We start from the raw sequence: 20,587 nt of genomic DNA, 5'->3' as shown, positions 1-20,587 counted from the left end.
CGGTTCTCCCTTCCTTCTTCAGATGAGCTTAGTTGCCCAGAGCGTTGATCTGCTCCAGAACACCGTCCGGCCATGATCCGGCGAACTCGCTTTCCAGATACATCGACTGTACCTGATCCCGGAACGCCGCGAGGTCGGGCTCATAGACCTCCATGCCCTGCTCTTTCAGGAAGCTGACAAGGTCCTCTTCTTTCTGAAGCTGCTTCTGGCGACCAGCTTCAGCCGCTGCGTCGGCAGCTTCCTGAACCTTGGCTTGCTGTTCCGTTGTCAGCCCGTCCCAAACTTCTTTGCCGATGGCGATGTAGTTCAGGTCAACCAGATGAGACGTCAAAACGATCTGATTGGTCACTTCGTAGAACTTTGCGTCCACAACGGTCGGCAGTGGATTGTCTTGACCGTCAACAGCACCGGTCGACAAAGCCGTATATACCTCTGAGAACGCCATTGGTGTCGGGGCAGCACCCAGTGCTTTGCCAAGGAACTGCCATGCATCTGTGCCTGGCATCCGCAGGTTCACACCTTCCAGATCAGCCGGAGTGCTGACGGTCAGTTCGTCCTTGGGTTGGCGCAGGTTCACCTGACGACGCCCCAGATACATGACCGACAGCAGTTTGACGCCCAGTTCTTCTTCTGCCTTCTGTTTAAAGGCATCCATCAAGGGATCGTTGAAGACAGCCACCTGATGCGCGGCGTCCTGGTGAACATAGCCTGCGGTAAAGATCGAAAACTCAGGGAAGAACTGTGCCAGTTCCTGCGCCGAGGTGATCGACATTTCCAGGTTACCCCGGCTGATGGCGTCCAACTCGGTGCCTTGGGCGAATATGGTTCCATTATAGCTGGGCTCGTAGCTTGCGAAATCAGCGACCATGGGCGCGAAAACCTCGGCCATGGCGACCGAACGCTGGTCGGTCTCCGATCCTGATGTTGCGAGGCGAAGTTGCACTTTGTCTTCTGCCAGCGCACCGCTTGTTGCGCTAAACAAAACACCGGTTGCAACCAGGGCTGATACAGCAGCCCGGCGGGTAAGTTTGGTAATCACTTTGCTCCTCCCTGAGACATCATGATGTATTTTTCCGATTCTGAGTTTTGACCTATTTTGGTAATTTTGCAAGATTTTTTACAAAATATCAGATATTTTTCATTACCTGCAATCTCTGTTGTTGCGTTTCCTGAAGGTTTCCTATCCTGACAGTCTCGCCAGTCCTGCAGGAATTCTGAATGGCTTCAATAACTTGAAGTGTTCTAAAACCTTCCCATCCAGACACAATCGGATCTGCTTCGCGCCGAGCAACTTCAACAAAGTGCCTGAGTTGATTGACCAGGGGGTCAGAAGCACCCTTCTTCAGCGCGGTTGTTGAGATTGGCGTCCACCAATCCCTTTGCTCTCTCTGGTAACTCCACAGGCGAAGATCGGGAACGGACAACGAACCATGAGAGCCACCTATCATGTAGCTACTCTCAGGGGTTGAAGGATAGATTGGATATTCCTGAGACGTCATCTCCCAGCTCCATGGAGCGACGATGCTGTCGGATACACTTATGGTCCCTATCGCCCCGCTTTCGAACGTCAACAGAGCACCGGCAACATCTTCGTTGTCGTAACCTCGCTGCGATGCAGCCGACTGGGCTTGTACGGTCACAACTTCTCCGGCCAGGTACCGCAGCAGATCCACATCGTGGACCAGATTGACCGAGATAGGCCCTGCACCTGGTTTCTTTCGCCAGGGCGCAGCGTCAAAATACTCGTCTGGCTTATAGAACCAGCAATTCGCATGGACAGCGCGAACATCTCCAATCTTCCCATCCACAATGGCTTCTTTAGCTGACCTGATCAGAGGATTGTGCCGACGATGATGTCCGACCATCAGAGGCACATTGGCCTTCTCCGCTTCCTGAACAAGCTCCAGTGCTGCAGCGGCTTCCACGGCGATCGGCTTTTCGACGAGAACGGGGCAACCGTTTCGAACACACGTGAGGCCCTGTTCGACATGAAGCGTTGTGGGGGTCGCAAGCACAGCTCCATCCGGCGTCAGATTTGCAAACATCTCGCCAAGGGTATCGTAAAACTCGACCCCGTGCTCAACGGCGTACGCACGGCCTTCGTCGCTGGGATCAACTACCGCGACAAAATCAACATGGCGCAACGCTCGGATGGCGTCTGCGTGGCGGCGTCCAACAAGGCCAATGCCGACAATGGCAATGCGAAAGTTCTTAGACACTTTGCTTCCTTCCGGAGGGTCCGGGAAAACCCGGAACCGATGATTGCGATCGGGCTGCTTTGCCCAACTTGGCCACGACCGTATTGGGGTTTTCGCGATTCCGCAATAATGTATGATATTTTTATTTTTACCATACATCAGTTTGGATTGCTGATGTCTCTGAAAAATGCTAGTTGAACGAAGAAACTGATAATATCGGGTGAAACGTATGGCGAAACAGCCGTCTACGATAGGTGCAAGCACCTATCAGCGCATCAAGCGGGACATCATCTTCGGGGAGCTGCAGCCCGGCTCCAAACTGAAGCTGGACGCCTTGAAGGAGCGCTACTCGGCAAGCCTTTCGACACTTCGTGAAACGCTGAACAGGCTCGCCAGCGACGGATTTGTCGAAGCTCCCGAGCAACGGGGTTTCCTGGTCACACCAGTTTCACGAGAAGACCTGACCGAGATTTCAGAGCTGCGGGTCCTGTTGGAATGCCACGCTTTGGAGTTGTCCATTGCGAATGGCGACACGGACTGGGAAGGCAACCTTGTTGCCGCACATCACAAACTGCACCTGATGGAACAGCAGCTTCTTAAGGGCGACGAGTCCGAGAAAGAAACCTGGAAACGATATGATTGGGAGTTTCATCAAGCGATGATCGCGGCCTGCAACTCCAAGAACCTTTTGTCTCTGCACTCGATCATCTATGACAAGTATCTGCGGTATCAGATGCTCGTGCTGACCTATCGCGGCGAAGAGGCCGTAAGGGAGCACAAGGGCATGTTCGATGCCGCATTGGCCAGAGACGCGGGCACCGCAATCAAGCTGTTGGAAGATCACATCCGAAACGGTCTCTCACATACGCTGGAGGCTATGTAGCTCGCTGTTGCTGCTGCCTATCACCATCACCTGGATCAGCGACACGGGACCTGATAGGCAAGTTTAATTTCTGTGCTTACCAGACGAATTTCGTAAGTTCATTATTCAACATCCTAACCCCGCTGCATCAGGCGGCCTTATTAACAGGGATGAGAACGCTAAGCTTCCGCAACCAAGGGTTGCTCTGCACCACCATTACAATCCCCAAACGTCGCATTAGCAGTTTTATGTGAAGCGATCTCTGGTTGAGTGATGGCCGTTCATTGGAACGAGTACGAAAGGCTGCCTCGCGAGACGATGCTGTCGTTGACCCTGCGAAATCGAACGGCTGCTTTGCGCACTCGGCTACCGCAACGAAAAACACCATGGGCGGAGAGCGGAAGTTCGCTGCGAAAACCACCAACGGCTGAGATGAGAATAAAACGGAACTTTGAACTCAACCTCGTCTGTACTGACGAGACAAAGGTTGCTTGGATAACTTCAAGTGGATTGAGAACGGCACTCGAATTCTGAATCGTCGAAAGCTCTGATCCGTCAATTTTCGTGCATCAACCCCACTCCCTGCTATTGCTTGCGATGAGCGTCGCTTCGATCGGCGACACATTAGAAACTCGCGCTGCAAAAAAATGTTAGCTATGAGAAATGAGAACGGAATCTGATCTTGATAATCGAATTCTCTCCAACCATACCCTTGTCCGATATCCAGGAGACAAATGATTTCCTGAAGAGAACCTGGGCATGTCTACGTGATGACGCCAAAGTTGGCTTTAAATACATTGGTACGAGGCGTTTCCAACACCTGCCGCGAATGTCCGGTTCCCGCCCATTCTTTAAAAAAACAACGTGTTCTGGCACATAGAGTGACGGCGCAGCCTACGCTTCCGCACTTGTTTTGGGGCAAGTGGGATTTGGACAAGCCAAACGCCCCTGGCCATCAGGGGTAAGACGCTGCCTTCTCCCTCGGGCAACCCTGTTAGATAACACCGTGTCCTCGGCTGCGCCTGCGGGCCGCACCACTATTGTCGAATAACATTGCCTCTCCAACATCTGCGTTCGCCACGTGGCAGATCAGCAGGAACAGGCGCCCTCGGAGTCTGATCTGCAAATAATCCCAGATTTTCCCAAAAGGAAGTCAGGATCAATGAGATCGGTCTAGGTGCTGGATAAAAGAAGTGAGGCGAAAATGGCAAGGTTTTGTCGCTGGTGGCAGAACTGTGTGTCGCCCTACACCATTTGATCGAACTGTCTTCGAGCCGGACTATTCCTTCGGAACTTTCCCATTCGGAATACAGGCCAGGTATCTCGTGGTTTGGATTGCACCTACGGTGCCGTTGATCCTTTCAGTTATGGTTTTCATGGGACTGCGCCGGATACCCGCTTTCCTCTCCCACACCCTTTTCGGCGCTACACTTCTTATTGGAGTTTTCTTCACACTAGCCTCTGGCGTGCTCTCTCTATTTTCCACCATTCAACTGCTCCATGGTCTTACCTTGACAATTGCATTGGGCTTGGGTTCCCATCTGGCCCGGAAAAGATAAGAAAGTACGTCCCTTACGTTTTGCAATGCTTGGAATAGCGGTGTCGGTTGTCGCAGCGCTGTGGTCTTTGCTGACCGTCCCGATGATCCTTATTTAAACACGTGTGATCGCGGATGGTTCATCCTATTGCATCGCCGAACATGTGGAAAATTCTCCGATCGAAACCTTGCGCCAACTACGTGGGTTTTCATTCTACACAGCAAAGGCCGGCTACAAGTCGACTTCCGAATGGTACTTTCACGGTCTGCTAATTGTCGATGATCCCAAAGAAGAACGCATCTTCAATTGGTCGCCGCGACGAAGGTGTTTCGATCTGGTTGAGCGCCCGGATGCGCTGATCAAACCAGTCACAAAGGTCTGCGTCCCCGGCTGGCCCCTACTGAGCCGGATGCGACGGCAAATCCGGCATCGGCACCCAGCCCGGTAATTCATCCGGTGCGACCGAGACATGCAGGCGTTCTGAGGGATCGCGCCCGACTTTCCGGTGCTTGCGCAACAGGAAAATCTTGCCCCAGCCGCGCCAGGTTCCGACCGAAGGCGCGGTGGTCGCAGTCGGGAACCGGTCGCGCCAGCCGTCCGGCAGAGGCAACCCGTGCAGCTCGGCCTTGTCCAGCATCCAGATCAGGGAAATGTTGCTGAGCGGCCGCGCCTCTTCGAACCCGTTCAGTTGCCCACCGACATCGCCATGGGTGCCCCGGAACCAGACCTGTTCGACGTGACCATTGAAATCAGAGGTACACTCCCACAGAACCGGTTCATAAACCTCGCGCGTCTCGTCCAGCGCCATGGCGTGATAACCGTGCCGGGTAGCAGGTCCGAGTTGATGATTGTGGAATGCGTGCTTTTCCTCGGCCCGGCGCCACAGCAGCGGCAGGCGCAGGCCCAGCGCTTTGACAGTGTCCCAGACACCGATCATCTCGATGGCGATTTCTTCGTGGCAGAACTGATCGCGGAAATACCGGGCTGCGGTGCCGTCGGGATTGCATTCGTAGTGGCGGTAGGCCTGTTTGATATTGCGCACGGTGGCGTGCTCGGCCTTGAGCAGGCCAATCATGTCGATCACCCCGGCAAGGCTGCGCACGCCGTAGGCCCCGCGCGAATAACCGATAAAATAGATCCGATCACCGGGTTTGTAGCGCGACGCCAGATAGCCATAAGCGCGACGGATCTGCCGGTTGATCCCGCGCCCCATCATCACGTCCAGCGAGGTTTTCCAGCTTTCCCACTGGACCCCCGCTTCGTAGAACACCGAGACCTTGCCACCCATTTCCTGACACAGACGGAACGCCTGACCCGCATGGGTTTCAAATCCCGGCTCCAGAGTCGACATGGTGCCGTCGAGGATGATGACATGGCTGACAGGCTCACGGTGCAGCGCCTCGGCCGAGTGCTCGGACCGCAGAGGCCGCCCGAGCCATCCCAGTACCTTTCTACTCAGCCGCGACAGAACCATGTGTCAACAATTCCCATACTCTGCTGGGTGTGAAAGGCATATCCGCCTGCCGCACCCCGTGATCCCAAAGCGCGTCCTGAACCGCGTTTGCCACAGCGGCCAGCGCGCCCACGGTGCCGGCCTCTCCGCAGCCTTTCATACCCATCGGGTTGGAAGTTGACGGAACCGGCGCCGAGGTAAACTTTATCATGGGTATCTCGGCCGCGCGGGGCAAGGCGTAGTCCATCAACGAAGCCGTGAGCAGTTGCCCTTGCGCATCATGCACAACATGCTCGGTCAGGGCCTGTCCAATGCCCTGGACCACACCGCCATGCACCTGCCCTTCGGCCAGCATCGGATTGATAAGGTTACCAAAATCATCAACGACTGTATAGTGGTCCACACATGTTTTACCGGTGAAAGAATCGATAACGATTTCGGCAACGTGTGCGCCGTTGGGATAGCTGCGGGCATCTAGGTTGGCGCGCGCTTCGTGCTGCAGCAGGTCGGTGCGGCCATCGGCGCGAGCCATCTCAGCCGCCTCGGTCAGGGTCGGTGTCAGGTTCGATCCGGGTGCGCGGAATGTTTCGTGATCAAAACTCACGTCAGCCTCCTCGATCCCCATCTTATCGGCAAGGTAAGGCATGAATGCGGCGATCATGACGTCGATTGTCGCCAGGGTCGCTGTGCTCTGCACGGTGACCGAGCGCGACCCGCCTGTACCGCCACCGTGGGGCAGTTGATCACTATCCCCCTGAACGATGGTGATCCGGTCCATGGGAATGCCCGTCTGGTCCGACAGGAACTGGGTATAGGCCGTCTCATGCCCCTGCCCGTTTGACTGTGTCCCGACGTAAAGGTTCACGGTTCCATCCTCACAGAATGCGATCTTCGCGTTTTCGGAGGGGTCGCCCAGAATGCTCTCGATATAATAACACAGCCCTTGCCCCCGGATCAGTCCGCGCTCGGCATCGGCAGCTTTGCGGGCAGCAAGACCCCGCGTTTGTTCACCCGCACGAGTCAGGACCATATCGAAATCGCCGACGTCATAGGTTTCGCCTGTCGCGGACTTGTAGGGAAACAACTCGGGCCGGATAAAGTTCTTCCGCCGCAGCTCCCAAGGGTCGACACCCAGCTCGCGTGCAGCTCGGTCCATGACCCGTTCAAGCACATAGATCGCCTCAGGCCGTCCCGCCCCGCGATAGGCGTCGACCTGCGTGGTGTTGGTATAAAAGCCCTCGACCCGCAGATAGGTGGTCTGTACGTCATACCCTCCCATAAGCACCTTGCTGAACAGGTCGGTTTGAATCGCCTGCCCGAAATGGCTGTTGTAAGCTCCCAGATTTACCTTGCTGTGGACACGGTAGGCGGTGATCCGGTGATCGGCATCAAAGGCCAGCTCGGCCAGAGAGGTCAGGTCGCGGCCATGATGATCGGACAGCATCGCTTCGGACCGATCCGACATCCAGTGAACGGGCCTGCCCAGTTTCATCGCGGCTACTGCGACACAGAAATACTCAGGGTACGGCATTACTTTCATGCCGAACCCGCCCCCTACGTCCGGGGTGGTGACACGGATAGTTTCCGGCTTCAGTTTCAGCTTCTGAGCCAGCTGCCCGCGCATAGCCCAGACACCCTGTCCGCCATAGGCAAAATGCAGCCGCCCATCGGCCCAATGCGCCTGGCACCCGCGCGGCTCGATGGAAGTGATGATCACCCGGTTGTCAGCCACGTTCAGTGAAACCGTATGGGCGGCTTGTTGAAACGCGGCTTCGGTCGCGGCCTCATCCCCCAGCCCCCAGTCAAAGGCGCGATTGTCAGGGGCTTCGGGGTGCAGCGGCTCCCCTCCGGCATCGACATCCAGCTTGGCGGGCAAATCGTCGGTCTCCAACCAGATCAACTCGACCGCATCGCGGGCCTGCATCGGGGTGTCCGCGATCACTACCGCCACCGGCTCGCCGACAAACCGAACCCGATCCTTCGCCAGCATATGCCGGTCAGGTGCCGCCGCTTTGGAGGCATCCCGGTTGGTCACTGTTGCCGCGTTCAATACTGTATCGATCCCCGCTTCGGTCAGATCGTCCAACGCCATGACCAGCCGCACACCTTCCACCTCGCGCGCGGCATCCAGATCCAGAACGGTGATCCGACCATGGGCAACCGGGCTGCGGAAGAAGGCGGCGAACAGCGCGTCGCTTGGCACTACATCATCCATGTACCGCCCCTGCCCGGTTAAAAAGCGCTGATCCTCGGTCCGTTTGAGCGGTTGGCTTTTTCCGAACCTTTTCATTGCATGCTCCCGTCGATGCCCTGCAGGCGACATTAGGCTGCGCCAGTTCGTTGTCCAGTGCGTCCGCAGACCCTTCCCCTTCCCTTGCGCATTCGCTATTGCAGGCGCTGACCCGAGATTGATGACGCAGGACGCACCCATGGCGATGGAAAAGACATTCAACGCGGCCGAGGCCGAGGCCCGCATTTACAAGGCCTGGGAGCAGGCCGGAGCCTTCAAGGCAGGCGCGAACAAATCACGCGACGAGAGCTTTACCATCATGATCCCGCCGCCCAACGTGACGGGCGCGCTGCACGTGGGTCACGCGTTCAACAACACGCTGCAGGATATTCTGATCCGCTGGCACCGGATGCGCGGGTTTGACACGCTTTGGCAGCCCGGTCAGGACCACGCAGGCATTGCCACGCAGATGCAGGTGGAAAAGATGCTGGCTACCACCCAGCAGCCCGGTCGCCGGGAACTGGGGCGCGAGAAATTCCTTGAGAAAGTCTGGGAATGGAAAGGCGAGTACGGCGGCACGATCATCGAGCAGTTGAAGCGCCTGGGTTCCTCCTGCGATTGGTCTCGCAACGCCTTTACCATGGCCGGTGCGTCGGGTGATCCGCGCACGGGCCATGAGAACTCGGCCAACTTCCACGACGCGGTGATCAAGGTTTTCGTCGACATGTACGAAAAGGGCCTGATCTATCGCGGTAAGCGTCTGGTCAACTGGGACCCGCATTTCGAGACCGCGATTTCCGACCTTGAGGTCGAGAATATCGAAGTCGCGGGCCATATGTGGCACTTCAAATACCCGCTGGCCGGGGGCGAGACCTATACCTATGTCGAAAAGGACGAGGACGGGAACGTCATCCTTGAGGAAGAGCGCGACTACATCTCGATCGCCACGACCCGCCCGGAAACCATGCTGGGCGACGGTGCGGTTGCGGTTCACCCGTCGGATGAGCGATACGCGCCAATTGTAGGGAAGCTTTGCGAAATCCCGGTTGGTCCGAAAGAGCATCGCCGCCAGATCCCGATCATCACCGATGACTACCCCGATCCCGATTTCGGCTCGGGCGCGGTGAAAATTACCGGCGCGCATGACTTCAACGACAACATGGTCGCCAAACGCGGCGGCATTCCGATGTACCGCCTGATGGACACCAAGGGCGCGATGCGGGCCGATGGTGCGCCTTACGCCGACGAGGCGGGAAAAGCGCAGGAATACGCGCGTGGGCGTGAGTTCACCGAGAACGAGATCGACGCCATCAACCTCGTCCCCGATCACCTGCGTGGCCTCGACCGGTTCGAGGCACGTGCGAAGGTGGTTGAAGAAATCACCGCCGATGGTTTGGCCGTGATGACCCGCGCGGATGATCCGCGTCTGGGTTCGACCGCGTTGAAGCCGGACCACGAAGGCGCAGACAAGCAAGTCGCGCTGGTCGAGAGCAAACCGATCATGCAGCCCTTCGGCGACCGCTCGAAGGTTGTGATCGAACCGATGTTCACCGACCAGTGGTTCGTAGATGCCGAAAAGGTCGTCGGCCCCGCTCTGGATGCGGTCAAGGACGGCACAGTCAAGATCATCCCTGAATCGGGCGAGAAGACCTATTACCACTGGTTGGAAAACATCGAGCCCTGGTGCATCTCGCGCCAACTGTGGTGGGGGCATCAGATTCCGGTCTGGTACGGTCTGGATTTGTCCGCAGAGAATTTCATGGATGATGAAAATGACGGCAATCTTGATCTCGTTGAACTGGGCCGGTTGCTCAATGAAGGTGGCATGTTGCACCGTGGCAGCGTCATGGAGTGTGCGCCGACATTCGAGGCGGTCACTGAAAAGTTCCTCAATGACAATGCCGACATTCCCAGCCCGCTGAGCCACGCTACCGTCGTTGAAGTCGCGGACAAACACGAGGCAATGCATCGGTTCGCCGAGAGCCTTGCGCAGTATGCGGTTGAACAGGACCCAACCAAGCTGGTCTATCCGGTCTGGCGCGACCCCGACGTCCTCGACACCTGGTTCTCCTCCGGCCTCTGGCCGATCGGCACGCTGGGCTGGCCTGAGCAGACCGAGGAGCTAGAGCGCTACTTCCCCACGGACGTTCTGATCACTGGCTTCGATATCCTGTTCTTCTGGGTCGCCCGGATGATGATGATGCAGCTGGCCGTGGTCGATCAGATCCCGTTCCACACCGTCTACCTGCACCAGCTCGTCCGCGACGAGAAGGGTAAAAAGATGTCCAAAACCACCGGCAACGTCATCGACCCGTTGGAAATCGTGGACGAATTCGGCGCCGACGCCTTGCGCTTCACCAACGCCTCGATGGCGGCGATTGGCGGCGTGCTGAAACTGTCCCGCGAACGCATCACCGGATACCGGAATTTCGTCACCAAGATTTGGCAGGCTTCGTCCTACGGCTGCAACGTCATCGGTGCCTTCGACGCCGAGCGCGGCGCGATGCCGCCCAAGGCCAGCCTGACGCTGAACCGTTGGATCATCGGTGAAGTCGCCAAGCTGCGCGAAACGGTTGATAGCAGCTTTGAAAGCTATCGCTTTAACGACGCCGCGCATGCTTTGTATTCTACCTTCTGGAACACCTTCTGTGACCGGTATCTGGAATTCACCAAACCGATCTTCCAAGGGGATGACGAAGCCGCCAAAGCGGAAACACGTCAAGTCTATGCGTGGGCAATCGATCAATTCATGATCCTGATGCACCCTGTTATGCCCTTCGTCAGTGAGGAAATCTGGAACGCCACGTCGAGCCGTGGCTACGAGACCGGCGACACTTCCAAGATGCTGGTTCATCAGGATTGGCCAACTTACTCTGCGGCGGACCTCGTTGACCACGAAGCCGAAGCCGAAATGAACTGGGTGATTTCCATGATCGACAACACTCGCTCGGCGCGGCAGCAAATGCGCGTTCCAGCGGGTCTGTTCGTTTCGATGCTGGTTACGGATATCGATCCGAAAGGTCAGGAGGCTTGGGATCGCAACGAAGCGCTTATCAAAAGTCAGGCTCGCATTGAAAGTTTGACCAAAGCGGATTCGTTTCCCAAAGGCACGATCTCGATTGCCGCTCCAGGCGCGAGCTTCGGCCTGCCTTTGGCGGATATCATCGACATCGGCGCGGAAAAGGAGCGGCTGGAGAAAGCCAAGGGCAAGCTGGCCAAGGAACTGGGCGGTCTGCGAGGACGCCTGAACAACCCCAAATTCGTGGCCTCGGCCCCGGAAGAGGTTGTTGCTGAAGCCAAGGCCAACCTTGCAGCCCGCGAAGAGGAAGAAGCAAAACTGAACGAGGCGCTCGCCCGTCTGGCCGAAATCGCCTGATCTTGATCCTTTCACAAAACGCTTAAATCCAAACCCCACCTCCCAATCCGGCGGTGGGGTTTTCTTTTTACGCAGGGACTTGCCCCCAAAGCCTAACCCTTGTTAGCAATTGCCGGTGGCAAGCCCCGAGGTCAGAATGGCACGCACAATTCCGCCGATCCGAACCGTCTCGACCGGGCTGGTTGTGGCTATTGTCGGGTTCTTCAGCTCATTCCCCATCGTGTTACAGGGATTGGCAGCCATGGGGGCGTCACCGTCGGAATCCGCCTCAGGGCTGATGATGGCCGCCATTGCCATGGGGCTGGCGGGCATTGGCCTCAGCCTGTGGTACCGGCAACCCATCAGCGTCGCGTGGTCGACACCGGGCGTCGCGCTGTTGGCTGTGTCCGCGATGCCCGCGGCGGGTTTCTCGGATGCCGTAGGGGCGTTCCTGTGTGCAGGCGCGCTAACCGTGCTGGCCGGGCTTTGGCGCCCATTGGGGCGGTTGGCCGCAGCAATTCCGACGACGCTGGCACAGGCTATGCTGGGAGGCGTTCTGCTACCCCTGTGCATCGTCCCGTTCAAGGCAGCCGTTGACCTGCCCTGGCAAGCCTTGCCGGTGATCCTGACGTGGTTCATCGCCGGGCGTATCAATCGACTGTGCGCCGTCCCTGCGGCGGTGATCGCTGCAGCGATTGTTGTGGTCCTGAATGCAGGCGATACACCGGTTGCACTATCTCATCTGATGGCCGCACCGGTCTGGACGATGCCGACTTTCTCGCTGGCTTCCATCATCGGCATCGGAATCCCGCTTTTCATTGTAACTATGGCAACACAGAACATCCCGGGCATCGCGGTGATGCGAAGCTTTGGTTATACGCCTGCGCCTGGTCGGCTGTTTTCTTCGGTGGGTGCGGCCAGCATTCTGTCAGCCCCGTTTGGCGCTCCAGCCACCTGCCTCGCCGCGATCACCGCCGCGATGTGTTCAAACGAGGACAGCCACCCCGACCCGGCCCAGCGCTATTGGTCGGCCGTGATGGCGGGTGTGTTCTATTGTCTGTTCGGCATCTTTGCGGTGGCGATTACCGGTTTTGCCGTACATGCCGATCCTTTGCTGATGGGTACATTGACGGGAATTGCGCTGATCGGGGTTTTGGCCAATGCAACCCACGCGGCACTTGAGGTGACTGCCGAAAGAGAAGCCGCAATTCTGACCTTTGCCATCACAGCCTCTGGCATTTCGGTCTTTGGTCTGGGGGCGGCCGTCTGGGGATTACTGGCAGGCGGGATCGTCTATCTTGTGACACTTCGAGCACGGTAGCCGCTTTCAAAGCAATAATGGCTGAGGTATCCTCTCTCCATGCTTGGATCACTGGGAAAACTGATCGAACGCCAGATCAAAAAGGCACAGTCCGAGGGCCTCTTGCAAGGTCTCGAAGGCGAAGGACGGCCTCTGCCAGACCGCTCCAGCGAAGCGCAAAGTGACCCCGCAATTGCAGCCAGTCATCGGATCATGGCACAGGCCGGAGTCCTTCCTGAAGAGTTCGAGATCAAGAAAAGGCTGGACTCGGCGCGAAAGAACTACGCCAGCCTGACCGACCGGGATGAACGCAAAGCCGCCATGGCCCGGATCGCGGACCTTGAGATGCGATACAATATGGCACGTGACGCGCGGCGGGCTTTTATGCGCTGATTACTTGAACTCGGGCTTGCGGCCCTGCATCTGCGCCATCACGACCTCCATCTGATCGGGTTTGCCAATCAGTTCGACCTGTTCAGCGGATTCCTCCAGCAGAACTTCGGCCCGGGTTTTGGTCTCTGCCACTTCGATCAGGCGTTTGGCGGCCCGGATGGCCGAGGGGCTTTTGCCCGCGATGTCTTCTGCCAGCGCTTGCGCCTCGGTCAGCGGGTCGTCCGAGAGTTTGGTCACCACCCCCCAATCCGCCGCCTGCTGCGCGCCAATAGGACGCGCGGTGTAGGTCAGCAAACGCAGCACGTCCGATCGCACGAGTTGCGGCAACAGGACCATCCCGCCCATATCGGGGATGATGCCCCATTTCATTTCCATCACCGCCAGCTTCGCCTCGGGGTGTGCGATACGGATGTCCGCGCCCAGTGCGATTTGCAGACCACCTCCATAGGCCACGCCCTGAATGGCGCAGATCACCGGCACCGGCACGCGCCGCCAGACCAAGGCCAGTTCCTGCATCTCGTTGGCATCTTCATGGCTGCGGGCCATCAACCACTCGGTCGGATCCATATGGGCCATCTTGGCAAAGCTGGCCATGTCGAGTCCGGCGCAAAAACTCTTGCCTTCACCCGACAGAACCACGGCACGCGCGTCCGAGGCCGCGACCTCTTGCCCGGCCGACAGAAGCGCCTTGACCATCGCGTCATCCAGCGCGTTCATCTTGTCGCCGCGCGTCAGGGTGACATGAGCGATGTGATCTTTGTACTCGACGGATACGCGTGTCATGAAGACCTCCCAAACTCTCTTGCCCCAACCATGCCCGGAAGGCTCACCGAGTTCCACCGCAACGTCGGGGCACGTTTGGCGGTGCTATTGCAGGTGTTGCCTGACGGGCGACCTTGGGTTTATCTCGCTGCATGACTGACCCACGCTATACCCCGCTTGCCCTGTCACTGCCCGCAACCGTGCCCTTTGTCGGGCCCGAAACCCAAGAGCGTCAGCGTGGCGCGCCTTTTGTGGCCCGGCTTGGCGCGAATGAGAGCATCTTCGGCCCCTCCCCCCGTGCAATCCAGGCAATGGCGGCGACAGATATCTGGATGTACGGCGACCCCGAGAATCATGACCTGCGCAATGCGCTTGCGGATCACCACGGGGTAAAACCGGAAAACACTGTGGTTGGCGAGGGTATTGATGGCTTGCTGGGTTACCTCGTACGGCTTCTGGTTGGACCGGATGATGCGGTTGTCACTTCGGACGGGGCTTACCCCACCTTCAACTACCACGTCGCGGGCAATGGCGGCGTGGTACACAAGGTGTCATATCAGGGCGACCACGAGAACCCCGCGGCGTTGTTCGCCAAAGCGGCTGAAGTGGATGCAAAGCTGGTCTACCTGGCCAACCCCGACAACCCGATGGGCAGTTGGCACAGCGGCGCTGAAATCGTCGCCGCGATGGAGGCTCTGCCCGAAGGATGCCTGCTGGTTCTGGACGAGGCCTATGTGGAATGCGCGCCCGAAGGCACCGCAGCCCCGGTCGCGGCGGATGATCCACGCGTGATCCGGATGCGCACCTTTTCCAAGGTCTACGGCATGGCCGGGGCGCGGGTTGGCTATGCGATTGGCGCGCAGGGGTTGATCGAAGCTTTCAACAAGGTGCGCAACCATTTCGGCATGAACCGGGCCGCACAGGCAGGCGCCCTGGCCGCATTGCAGGATGCTGAATGGCTGACCCATGTGCAGGCGCAGATCGCGGCCGCACGCGACCGGATTGTACAAATCGCTCAGAATAACGGGCTGGAGCCGCTGCCCTCAGCCACGAATTTTGTGGCCATCGATTGCGGGCAGGATGGCGCCTTTGCCAAGGCAGTTCTGGAGGCACTGGTGACACAGGGTATCTTTGTGCGCATGCCCTTCGCCGCTCCACAGAACCGGTGTATCCGTGTCAGCTGTGGTACGGCGGCGGATCTGGACGCCTTTGCCGCCGCGCTACCGAATGCCTTGGCAATCGCGCGTGGAGACGAACGATAAAAGGCGCCCGTACCTTAATGGGAAAGAACAGCGGCAGCGGCCTCAAGCGCGCCTTTGCCGCGCGGGATGTTAAGCGCGGCCATTGCCGTCTCCATCCCACCCAACATCGCCATTACCATCTGACCGTTCACATGGCCCATATGACCGAGACGGAAAAAGCCGTTCCAGTCTTCCATGCCAAGGCCGATACCCAGCGTCAAACCCATCTGTCCCTCGGTAAACTGGCGCAATGGCGTACCGCGCTCATCCGTCAGGCACAGGGTGGTGACGGCATGGCTACGATGGGCGCGATCCGCGACGTTCAGGTGTAGCGCGCCACCTTCAGCCCAGTTTTCGCAGGCTGTCCATATTGCAGTGGCAAGGCGTTCGTGGCGCGCCCAGACATGCTCGATGCCTTCTGCGTGAATCATGTCCAGTGCCGCGCGCAGTCCAAACAGGTGATGCGTCGGCGCAGTACCATTGAAATACTGATAGAACAGGTCCGGGTTCACGCGCGGCTGCCAGTCCCAATACTGAGAGACTCGCGGCATTTCGGCCCGCTTGGCTTGCGCTTTGTCGTTGAAAAAAACAAAGCCAACACCCGCCGGAGTCATCAGCCCCTTTTGGCAAGCGGTGACCATGACATCGACGCCCCAGGCGTCCGTCTCGAACCGGTCACAGCCAAGCGAGGCGATGCAATCCGCCATCAAAAGCGCCGGGTGGTGCAGGTCGTCCAGCAGCGCCCTTAGCGCCGGGACGTCGTTGCGGATGGAGCTTGAGGTATCCACATGCACCGCCAGAACCGCCTTGATCCGGTGGCCTGTATCCGCGCGCAGAGCGTCCGCGATACGCTCCAGATCCCACGGTGAGGACGTGCCGAAATCAATCAGCTCGACCTTGGCTCCGATTGCCTCGGCCATTTCGGCCCAGCCATGGGTGAACCGGCCCGAAGCCGGAGCCAGCACGGTTTCCCCCGGCGCGATCACGTTTGACAGCGCGGCCTCCCACGTACCGTGACCGTTGGCGATATAGATGGCGACGTGATGCTCGGTCCGGGCCACGCGCTTCAGATCGCGGGTCAGAGCGGGCATCATCTCGATCAGTTCACCGTCATAGATATTGGGCGATGGGCGATGCATGGCCTGCAGAACCGCATCGGGCATGACCGACGGGCCGGGAATAGCCAGATACTCGCGGCCCCGCGCGCGAGAGACTTGGTTTGTCATGGGATCAACCTGTTTGAATTGCCCCCACCCTAGCGCCGCAAAAGGTGGCGTCAATCCACCAGCTTGGCGGCCTCACGGGCAAGTGCTTCGATCCCGGCCCAGTCGCCATCCAGAACCATCTGCTTGGGCGCAACCCAACTGCCACCGGCACAGACGACATTTGGCAGCGACAGGTAATCCCGCGCATTCGCGGGCGACACGCCGCCTGTGGGGCAGAAGGTGATCTGGGGCAGAGGTGCGCCTATTGCCTTCAGAGCAGGCGCGCCGCCCGACGCTTCGGCTGGGAAAAATTTCAGCATGTCGTAGCCCTGCTCCAGCAATCGCATCGCCTCGCTGGCCGTGGCGGCACCGGGCAGCAATGGCAGGCCTTCGGCTTCACAGGCGGCGATCAGTACATCAGTTGCACCGGGTGAGACGCCAAACTGCGCGCCGGCCTCTTTGGCGGCGCGGACATCATCAGGAGTAACCAGCGTGCCTGCGCCAACGACACCGCCGGGCACCTGCGCCATCTCGCGGATCACATCCAGCGCCGCAGGTGTGCGCAGCGTGACTTCCAGCGCGGGCAGCCCACCGGCGACCAGAGCCTCGGCCAGGGGACGGGCGTGCTCGGCATCATCGACGACCAGAACGGGTACAATCGGCGCAAGGGCGCAGATTTCGCGGGTACGTTGAGTTTTCGACATGGGGATTACGCTCCGAAAATGCTGGCACCGGCGTCGGCAGAACCGACGTTGTTGCGGAATGCGGTGAACAGCTCACGCCCGACGCCATGTTGATTGGCAGACAGATCCGCGGTGACGGGGCTTCGATCCAGAACGCCAGGGGTGAGAATTTCCAAGTCACCCTTCACCGCATCAACGCGCAGCACGTCGCCATCCTGCAGACAGGCAATTGCACCGCCCTCCAGCGCCTCGGGGCAAACATGGATCGCGGCGGGCACCTTGCCCGAAGCCCCGGACATGCGGCCATCTGTGACCAGCGCGACCTTTTGCCCCCGGCCCTGCAAGATCGACAGCATTGGTGTCAGCGAGTGCAGTTCGGGCATGCCGTTGGCCTTGGGGCCCTGAAAGCGGACAACAACGATGACGTCGCCAGTGAACTCTCCGGCCTTGAAGGCGGCTTTGACCTCGTCCTGATCGTGGAACACGCGTACGGGGGCCTCGACCACCTGGTGTTCGGGGGCCACGGCCGAGACCTTCATGACAGCGGTACCAAGGTTACCGGTCAGGCGTGACAGACCGCCGGTGGGCTGGAACGGGTCCTTGGCAGGGCGAACGATCTTGTCGTTCAGGCTGTGGCCCGCGCCCTCTTCCCAAATCAATTCGTCGCCCTTCAGCTTGGGCTCTTTGGTGTAGTTGTGCAGGCCCTGCCCCGCCACGGTCAGCGTGTCGGGATGCAGCAACCCGTCTTCCAGCAGCGTGCCGATGCAATAGCCCAGACCACCGGCTGCGTGGAAATGGTTTACGTCGGCCAGACCGTTGGGATAGACCCGCGCGACCAATGGAACCACGGCAGAGATGTCAGAAAAGTCTTCCCAATCCAGCACGATACCACCCGCACGCGCCATTGCTATCAGGTGGATCAGCAAGTTGGTCGATCCACCCGTCGCCATCAGGCCGACGATGCCATTCACAAAGGCGCGCTCGTCAAGCACTTGGTAGACCGGCGTGTATTCATTTCCCAAAGCGCTGAGAGACAGGGCGCGGCGGGCGCCCTCCTGTGTCAGCGCATCGCGCAGGGGGGTGTTGGGATTGATGAAGCTGGCCCCCGGCAAGTGCAGGCCCATGAACTCCATCAGCATCTGGTTGGTGTTGGCTGTTCCATAGAAGGTACAGGTGCCGGGGCCGTGATAGGCGGCCATTTCGGCTTTCATCAGTTCGTCGCGCCCAACCTCTCCGGCGGCGAATTTTTGGCGAACCTTGGCCTTTTCGTCATTCGGCAAACCGCTGGTCATGGGACCAGCGGGCAGGAAAACAGCAGGCAAATGGCCAAAGGCCTGCGCACCGATGATAAGGCCCGGCACGATCTTGTCGCAAACGCCGAGGAACACCGCCGCGTCGTAGGTGTTGTGGCTGAGCGCTACACCGGTCGCCAGCGCAATCACATCGCGTGAGAACAGGGACAGTTCCATCCCCGCCTCACCCTGCGTGACGCCATCGCACATCGCGGGAACACCGCCTGCGACCTGTGCGGTGCCACCCGCCGCGCGGATCGCATCGCGGATCAGGCCGGGATAGCGTTCGAACGGCTGGTGGGCCGAGAGCATGTCGTTATACGAGGTGACAATGCCCAAATTCCCGGCAGTCCCCGTTGCCATAGATTGCTGATCCTGACCCGCGCCAGCATAGGCGTGGGCCTGACCGCTGCAGGACAGATGCGCGCGAGCCGGCCCTTTCGAGCAGGCTTGTTCCATCCGCTCTACATGTGGCCCCCGCAGATCAGCGCTGCGGTCGATGATCCGCTGGGTGACGTCGGTGATAACAGAGTGGACCATTTTAACCTCCGATCTGACGCCAGCGGCGCCCATCGCGATGCATCAGCATCAATGCTTCTTCGGGGCCGGAACTGCCCTGATCATAACGCGCCGGGCGATCGCCCCGATCCTCCCAGCCCTGAATGATGGGATCGACCCAGGCCCATGCGGCCTCGGCCTCGTCCCCGCGCATGAACAGGGTCTGGTCGCCGCGAATGACGTCCATCACCAGCCTTTCATAGGCGTCAGGCACACTGGCCTCGGCGCCCAGCGCGTCGGCAAAGCTCATGTCCAGCGCCACGTCTGACAGTCGGAAGCCGCCCGGGCCGGGGTCTTTGATGGTGGTGCGCAAGGTGATGCCTTCGTCCGGTTGCAAACGGATCACCAGCACGTTGCCGTGCAGCGGGCCGACATTCGGAAAGATCGTATGCGGGGGATCGCGGAAGAACACGGCAATCTCGGATTCCCGTGCCCGAAGACGTTTGCCAGTGCGCAGATAAAACGGCACCCCGGCCCAGCGCCAGTTGCCCAGATGAACCTTGAGGGCAATGAAGCTTTCGGTCCGGCTGGCGGGATTGCCGACATGATCGACATAGCCGCCTTGCCCATGTTCCGCGCGATACTGACCGCGCGCGATGTCTTTAGGCTCAACCGGCTCCAACGCCTCAATTACCTTGACCTTTTCATCACGTACGGCGTTGGGCGAGAATTTCGAGGGCGGCTCCATCGCCGTAAGGCACAGAAGCTGCACCAGATGGTTCTGGATCATGTCCCGCATGGCGCCGGACTGGTCGTAATAAGCTCCACGCCCCTCGACCCCGACGGTTTCGGCCACGGTGATCTGCACATGGTCGATATGGGTCGCGTTCCACAGCGGCTCGAAGAGCGAATTTGCGAAGCGCAGGGCCATCAAGTTCTGCACCGTCTCTTTGCCCAGATAGTGATCAATCCGGTAAATCTGATGCTCTTCGAAACAGGCGCGCAAGCCTTCGTTCAGCGCCTTGGCCGAGGCCAGATCGTGTCCGAAGGGTTTTTCCACTACTATGCGGCTATCCGGCGTGGCCAGCCCATGTTCATGCAAACGTTGCGCAATGCCCGAGAACAGGCTGGGGCCGACCGACAGATAGAACGCACGCACCACATCCGGGCGCAGAGCCTTTGCCAGATCTGGCCAACCCGCCTCACCCATTGCATCGACCGGGACATATTCGACCCGGCCGAGAAACTGATCCAGCACAACCTTTTTGAACTCCGGCGCGAATTCCTTCATCGAGGTGCGGATCTGCTCACGAAACGCATCGCTGTCCATATCCGAACGGGCCGTCCCGATGATCCGGGCATCCTCGGGCATCTGGCCCACTTCAAAACGGTGATAGAGGCCCGGCAAAATCTTGCGCTGTGCCAGATCGCCAGTGGCGCCGAACAACACCAAATCGAACGGGCTGACCGGAATAACACGTGAAACCATCGACAGGCTCCTTCAATTTCCACCCGAGTCATCATAGCACCGACCCTTCGCAGCGCACGTGACACGGCGTATGTTATCGCTAACATTC

General features: G+C 58.9%; 14 protein-coding genes. 5 read left to right on the top strand and 9 right to left on the bottom strand.

Annotated features, from left to right (window positions below):
- Positions 1–28 precede the first annotated feature (28 nt).
- Together dctP and ACR0IK_RS20270 are read right to left on the bottom strand one after the other, a co-directional pair.
- Positions 29–1,039 carry a TRAP transporter substrate-binding protein DctP gene (gene dctP, locus ACR0IK_RS20275; RefSeq protein WP_480642974.1) on the bottom strand — a complete coding sequence of 337 codons (1,011 nt, stop codon included), beginning with the start codon at positions 1,037–1,039 and terminating at the stop codon, positions 29–31.
- 88 nt (positions 1,040–1,127) lie between these two features.
- Positions 1,128–2,219, bottom strand: coding sequence for a Gfo/Idh/MocA family protein (locus ACR0IK_RS20270; RefSeq protein WP_480642973.1), 1,092 nt, complete (start codon positions 2,217–2,219; stop codon positions 1,128–1,130).
- Positions 2,220–2,427: 208 nt separating this feature from the next.
- Here ACR0IK_RS20270 and ACR0IK_RS20265 point away from each other — a divergent pair, with 208 nt between their 5' ends.
- Entirely contained in the window at positions 2,428–3,081 is a 654-nt protein-coding gene (locus ACR0IK_RS20265; protein ID WP_480642971.1) for a GntR family transcriptional regulator, read from the top strand.
- Between the two features lie 1,914 nt (positions 3,082–4,995).
- Here the strand turns inward: ACR0IK_RS20265 and ACR0IK_RS20260 are convergent.
- Both ACR0IK_RS20260 and ACR0IK_RS20255 read right to left on the bottom strand, forming a co-directional pair.
- Positions 4,996–6,072 (bottom strand): DUF2235 domain-containing protein, encoded by a 1,077-nt coding sequence (locus ACR0IK_RS20260; RefSeq protein WP_480593878.1) that lies wholly within the window; start codon positions 6,070–6,072, stop codon positions 4,996–4,998.
- Positions 6,050–8,341: a xanthine dehydrogenase family protein molybdopterin-binding subunit gene (locus ACR0IK_RS20255; protein ID WP_480642970.1), complete on the bottom strand. Its 2,292-nt coding sequence runs from the start codon at positions 8,339–8,341 to the stop codon at positions 6,050–6,052. The genes ACR0IK_RS20260 and ACR0IK_RS20255 overlap by 23 nt, the downstream gene beginning before the upstream one ends.
- 139 nt (positions 8,342–8,480) lie before the next feature.
- Between ACR0IK_RS20255 and ACR0IK_RS20250 the strand changes: the two genes are divergently transcribed.
- The 3 genes from ACR0IK_RS20250 to ACR0IK_RS20240 all read left to right on the top strand — a co-directional run bounded on the left by ACR0IK_RS20250 (position 8,481) and on the right by ACR0IK_RS20240 (position 13,329).
- A complete protein-coding gene (locus tag ACR0IK_RS20250; RefSeq protein ID WP_480593880.1) occupies positions 8,481–11,657 on the top strand; it encodes a valine--tRNA ligase in 3,177 nt (1,058 codons plus the stop codon).
- A 136-nt stretch (positions 11,658–11,793) separates the two neighbouring features.
- Entirely contained in the window at positions 11,794–12,957 is a 1,164-nt protein-coding gene (locus ACR0IK_RS20245) for a benzoate/H(+) symporter BenE family transporter (RefSeq protein WP_480593881.1), read from the top strand.
- A gap of 39 nt (positions 12,958–12,996) precedes the next feature.
- The gene (locus tag ACR0IK_RS20240; RefSeq protein WP_480642969.1) at positions 12,997–13,329 is read left to right on the top strand and encodes a DnaJ family domain-containing protein; all 333 of its coding nucleotides are present in this window, start codon (positions 12,997–12,999) and stop codon (positions 13,327–13,329) included.
- On the opposite strand, the gene ACR0IK_RS20235 is transcribed toward ACR0IK_RS20240, so the two are convergent.
- Positions 13,330–14,112 (bottom strand): crotonase/enoyl-CoA hydratase family protein, encoded by a 783-nt coding sequence (locus ACR0IK_RS20235; RefSeq protein WP_480642967.1) that lies wholly within the window; start codon positions 14,110–14,112, stop codon positions 13,330–13,332.
- A 131-nt stretch (positions 14,113–14,243) separates the two neighbouring features.
- On the opposite strand from ACR0IK_RS20235, the gene ACR0IK_RS20230 reads away from it, so the two are divergent.
- On the top strand, positions 14,244–15,353 hold the full coding sequence (locus tag ACR0IK_RS20230) for a pyridoxal phosphate-dependent aminotransferase (protein WP_480642965.1): 1,110 nt from the start codon (positions 14,244–14,246) through the stop codon (positions 15,351–15,353).
- Between the two features lie 14 nt (positions 15,354–15,367).
- On the opposite strand, the gene ACR0IK_RS20225 is transcribed toward ACR0IK_RS20230, so the two are convergent.
- The 4 genes from ACR0IK_RS20225 to zwf are packed head-to-tail and all read right to left on the bottom strand — an operon-like array spanning position 15,368 to position 20,499.
- On the bottom strand, positions 15,368–16,558 hold the full coding sequence (locus tag ACR0IK_RS20225) for a pyridoxal-phosphate-dependent aminotransferase family protein (RefSeq protein WP_480642963.1): 1,191 nt from the start codon (positions 16,556–16,558) through the stop codon (positions 15,368–15,370).
- Between the two features lie 50 nt (positions 16,559–16,608).
- Complete coding sequence (locus ACR0IK_RS20220; protein WP_480642962.1) at positions 16,609–17,241, bottom strand: bifunctional 4-hydroxy-2-oxoglutarate aldolase/2-dehydro-3-deoxy-phosphogluconate aldolase; 633 nt, start codon at positions 17,239–17,241, stop codon at positions 16,609–16,611.
- 5 nt (positions 17,242–17,246) lie between these two features.
- Positions 17,247–19,052 (bottom strand): phosphogluconate dehydratase, encoded by a 1,806-nt coding sequence (gene edd, locus ACR0IK_RS20215; protein ID WP_480642960.1) that lies wholly within the window; start codon positions 19,050–19,052, stop codon positions 17,247–17,249.
- Position 19,053: 1 nt separating this feature from the next.
- On the bottom strand, positions 19,054–20,499 hold the full coding sequence (zwf, locus tag ACR0IK_RS20210) for a glucose-6-phosphate dehydrogenase (RefSeq protein WP_480642958.1): 1,446 nt from the start codon (positions 20,497–20,499) through the stop codon (positions 19,054–19,056).
- Positions 20,500–20,587 lie beyond the last annotated feature (88 nt).

Source organism: Ruegeria sp. BF7 (assembly GCF_056538605.1).
This window is presented reverse-complemented; position numbering and strand designations above follow the sequence as displayed.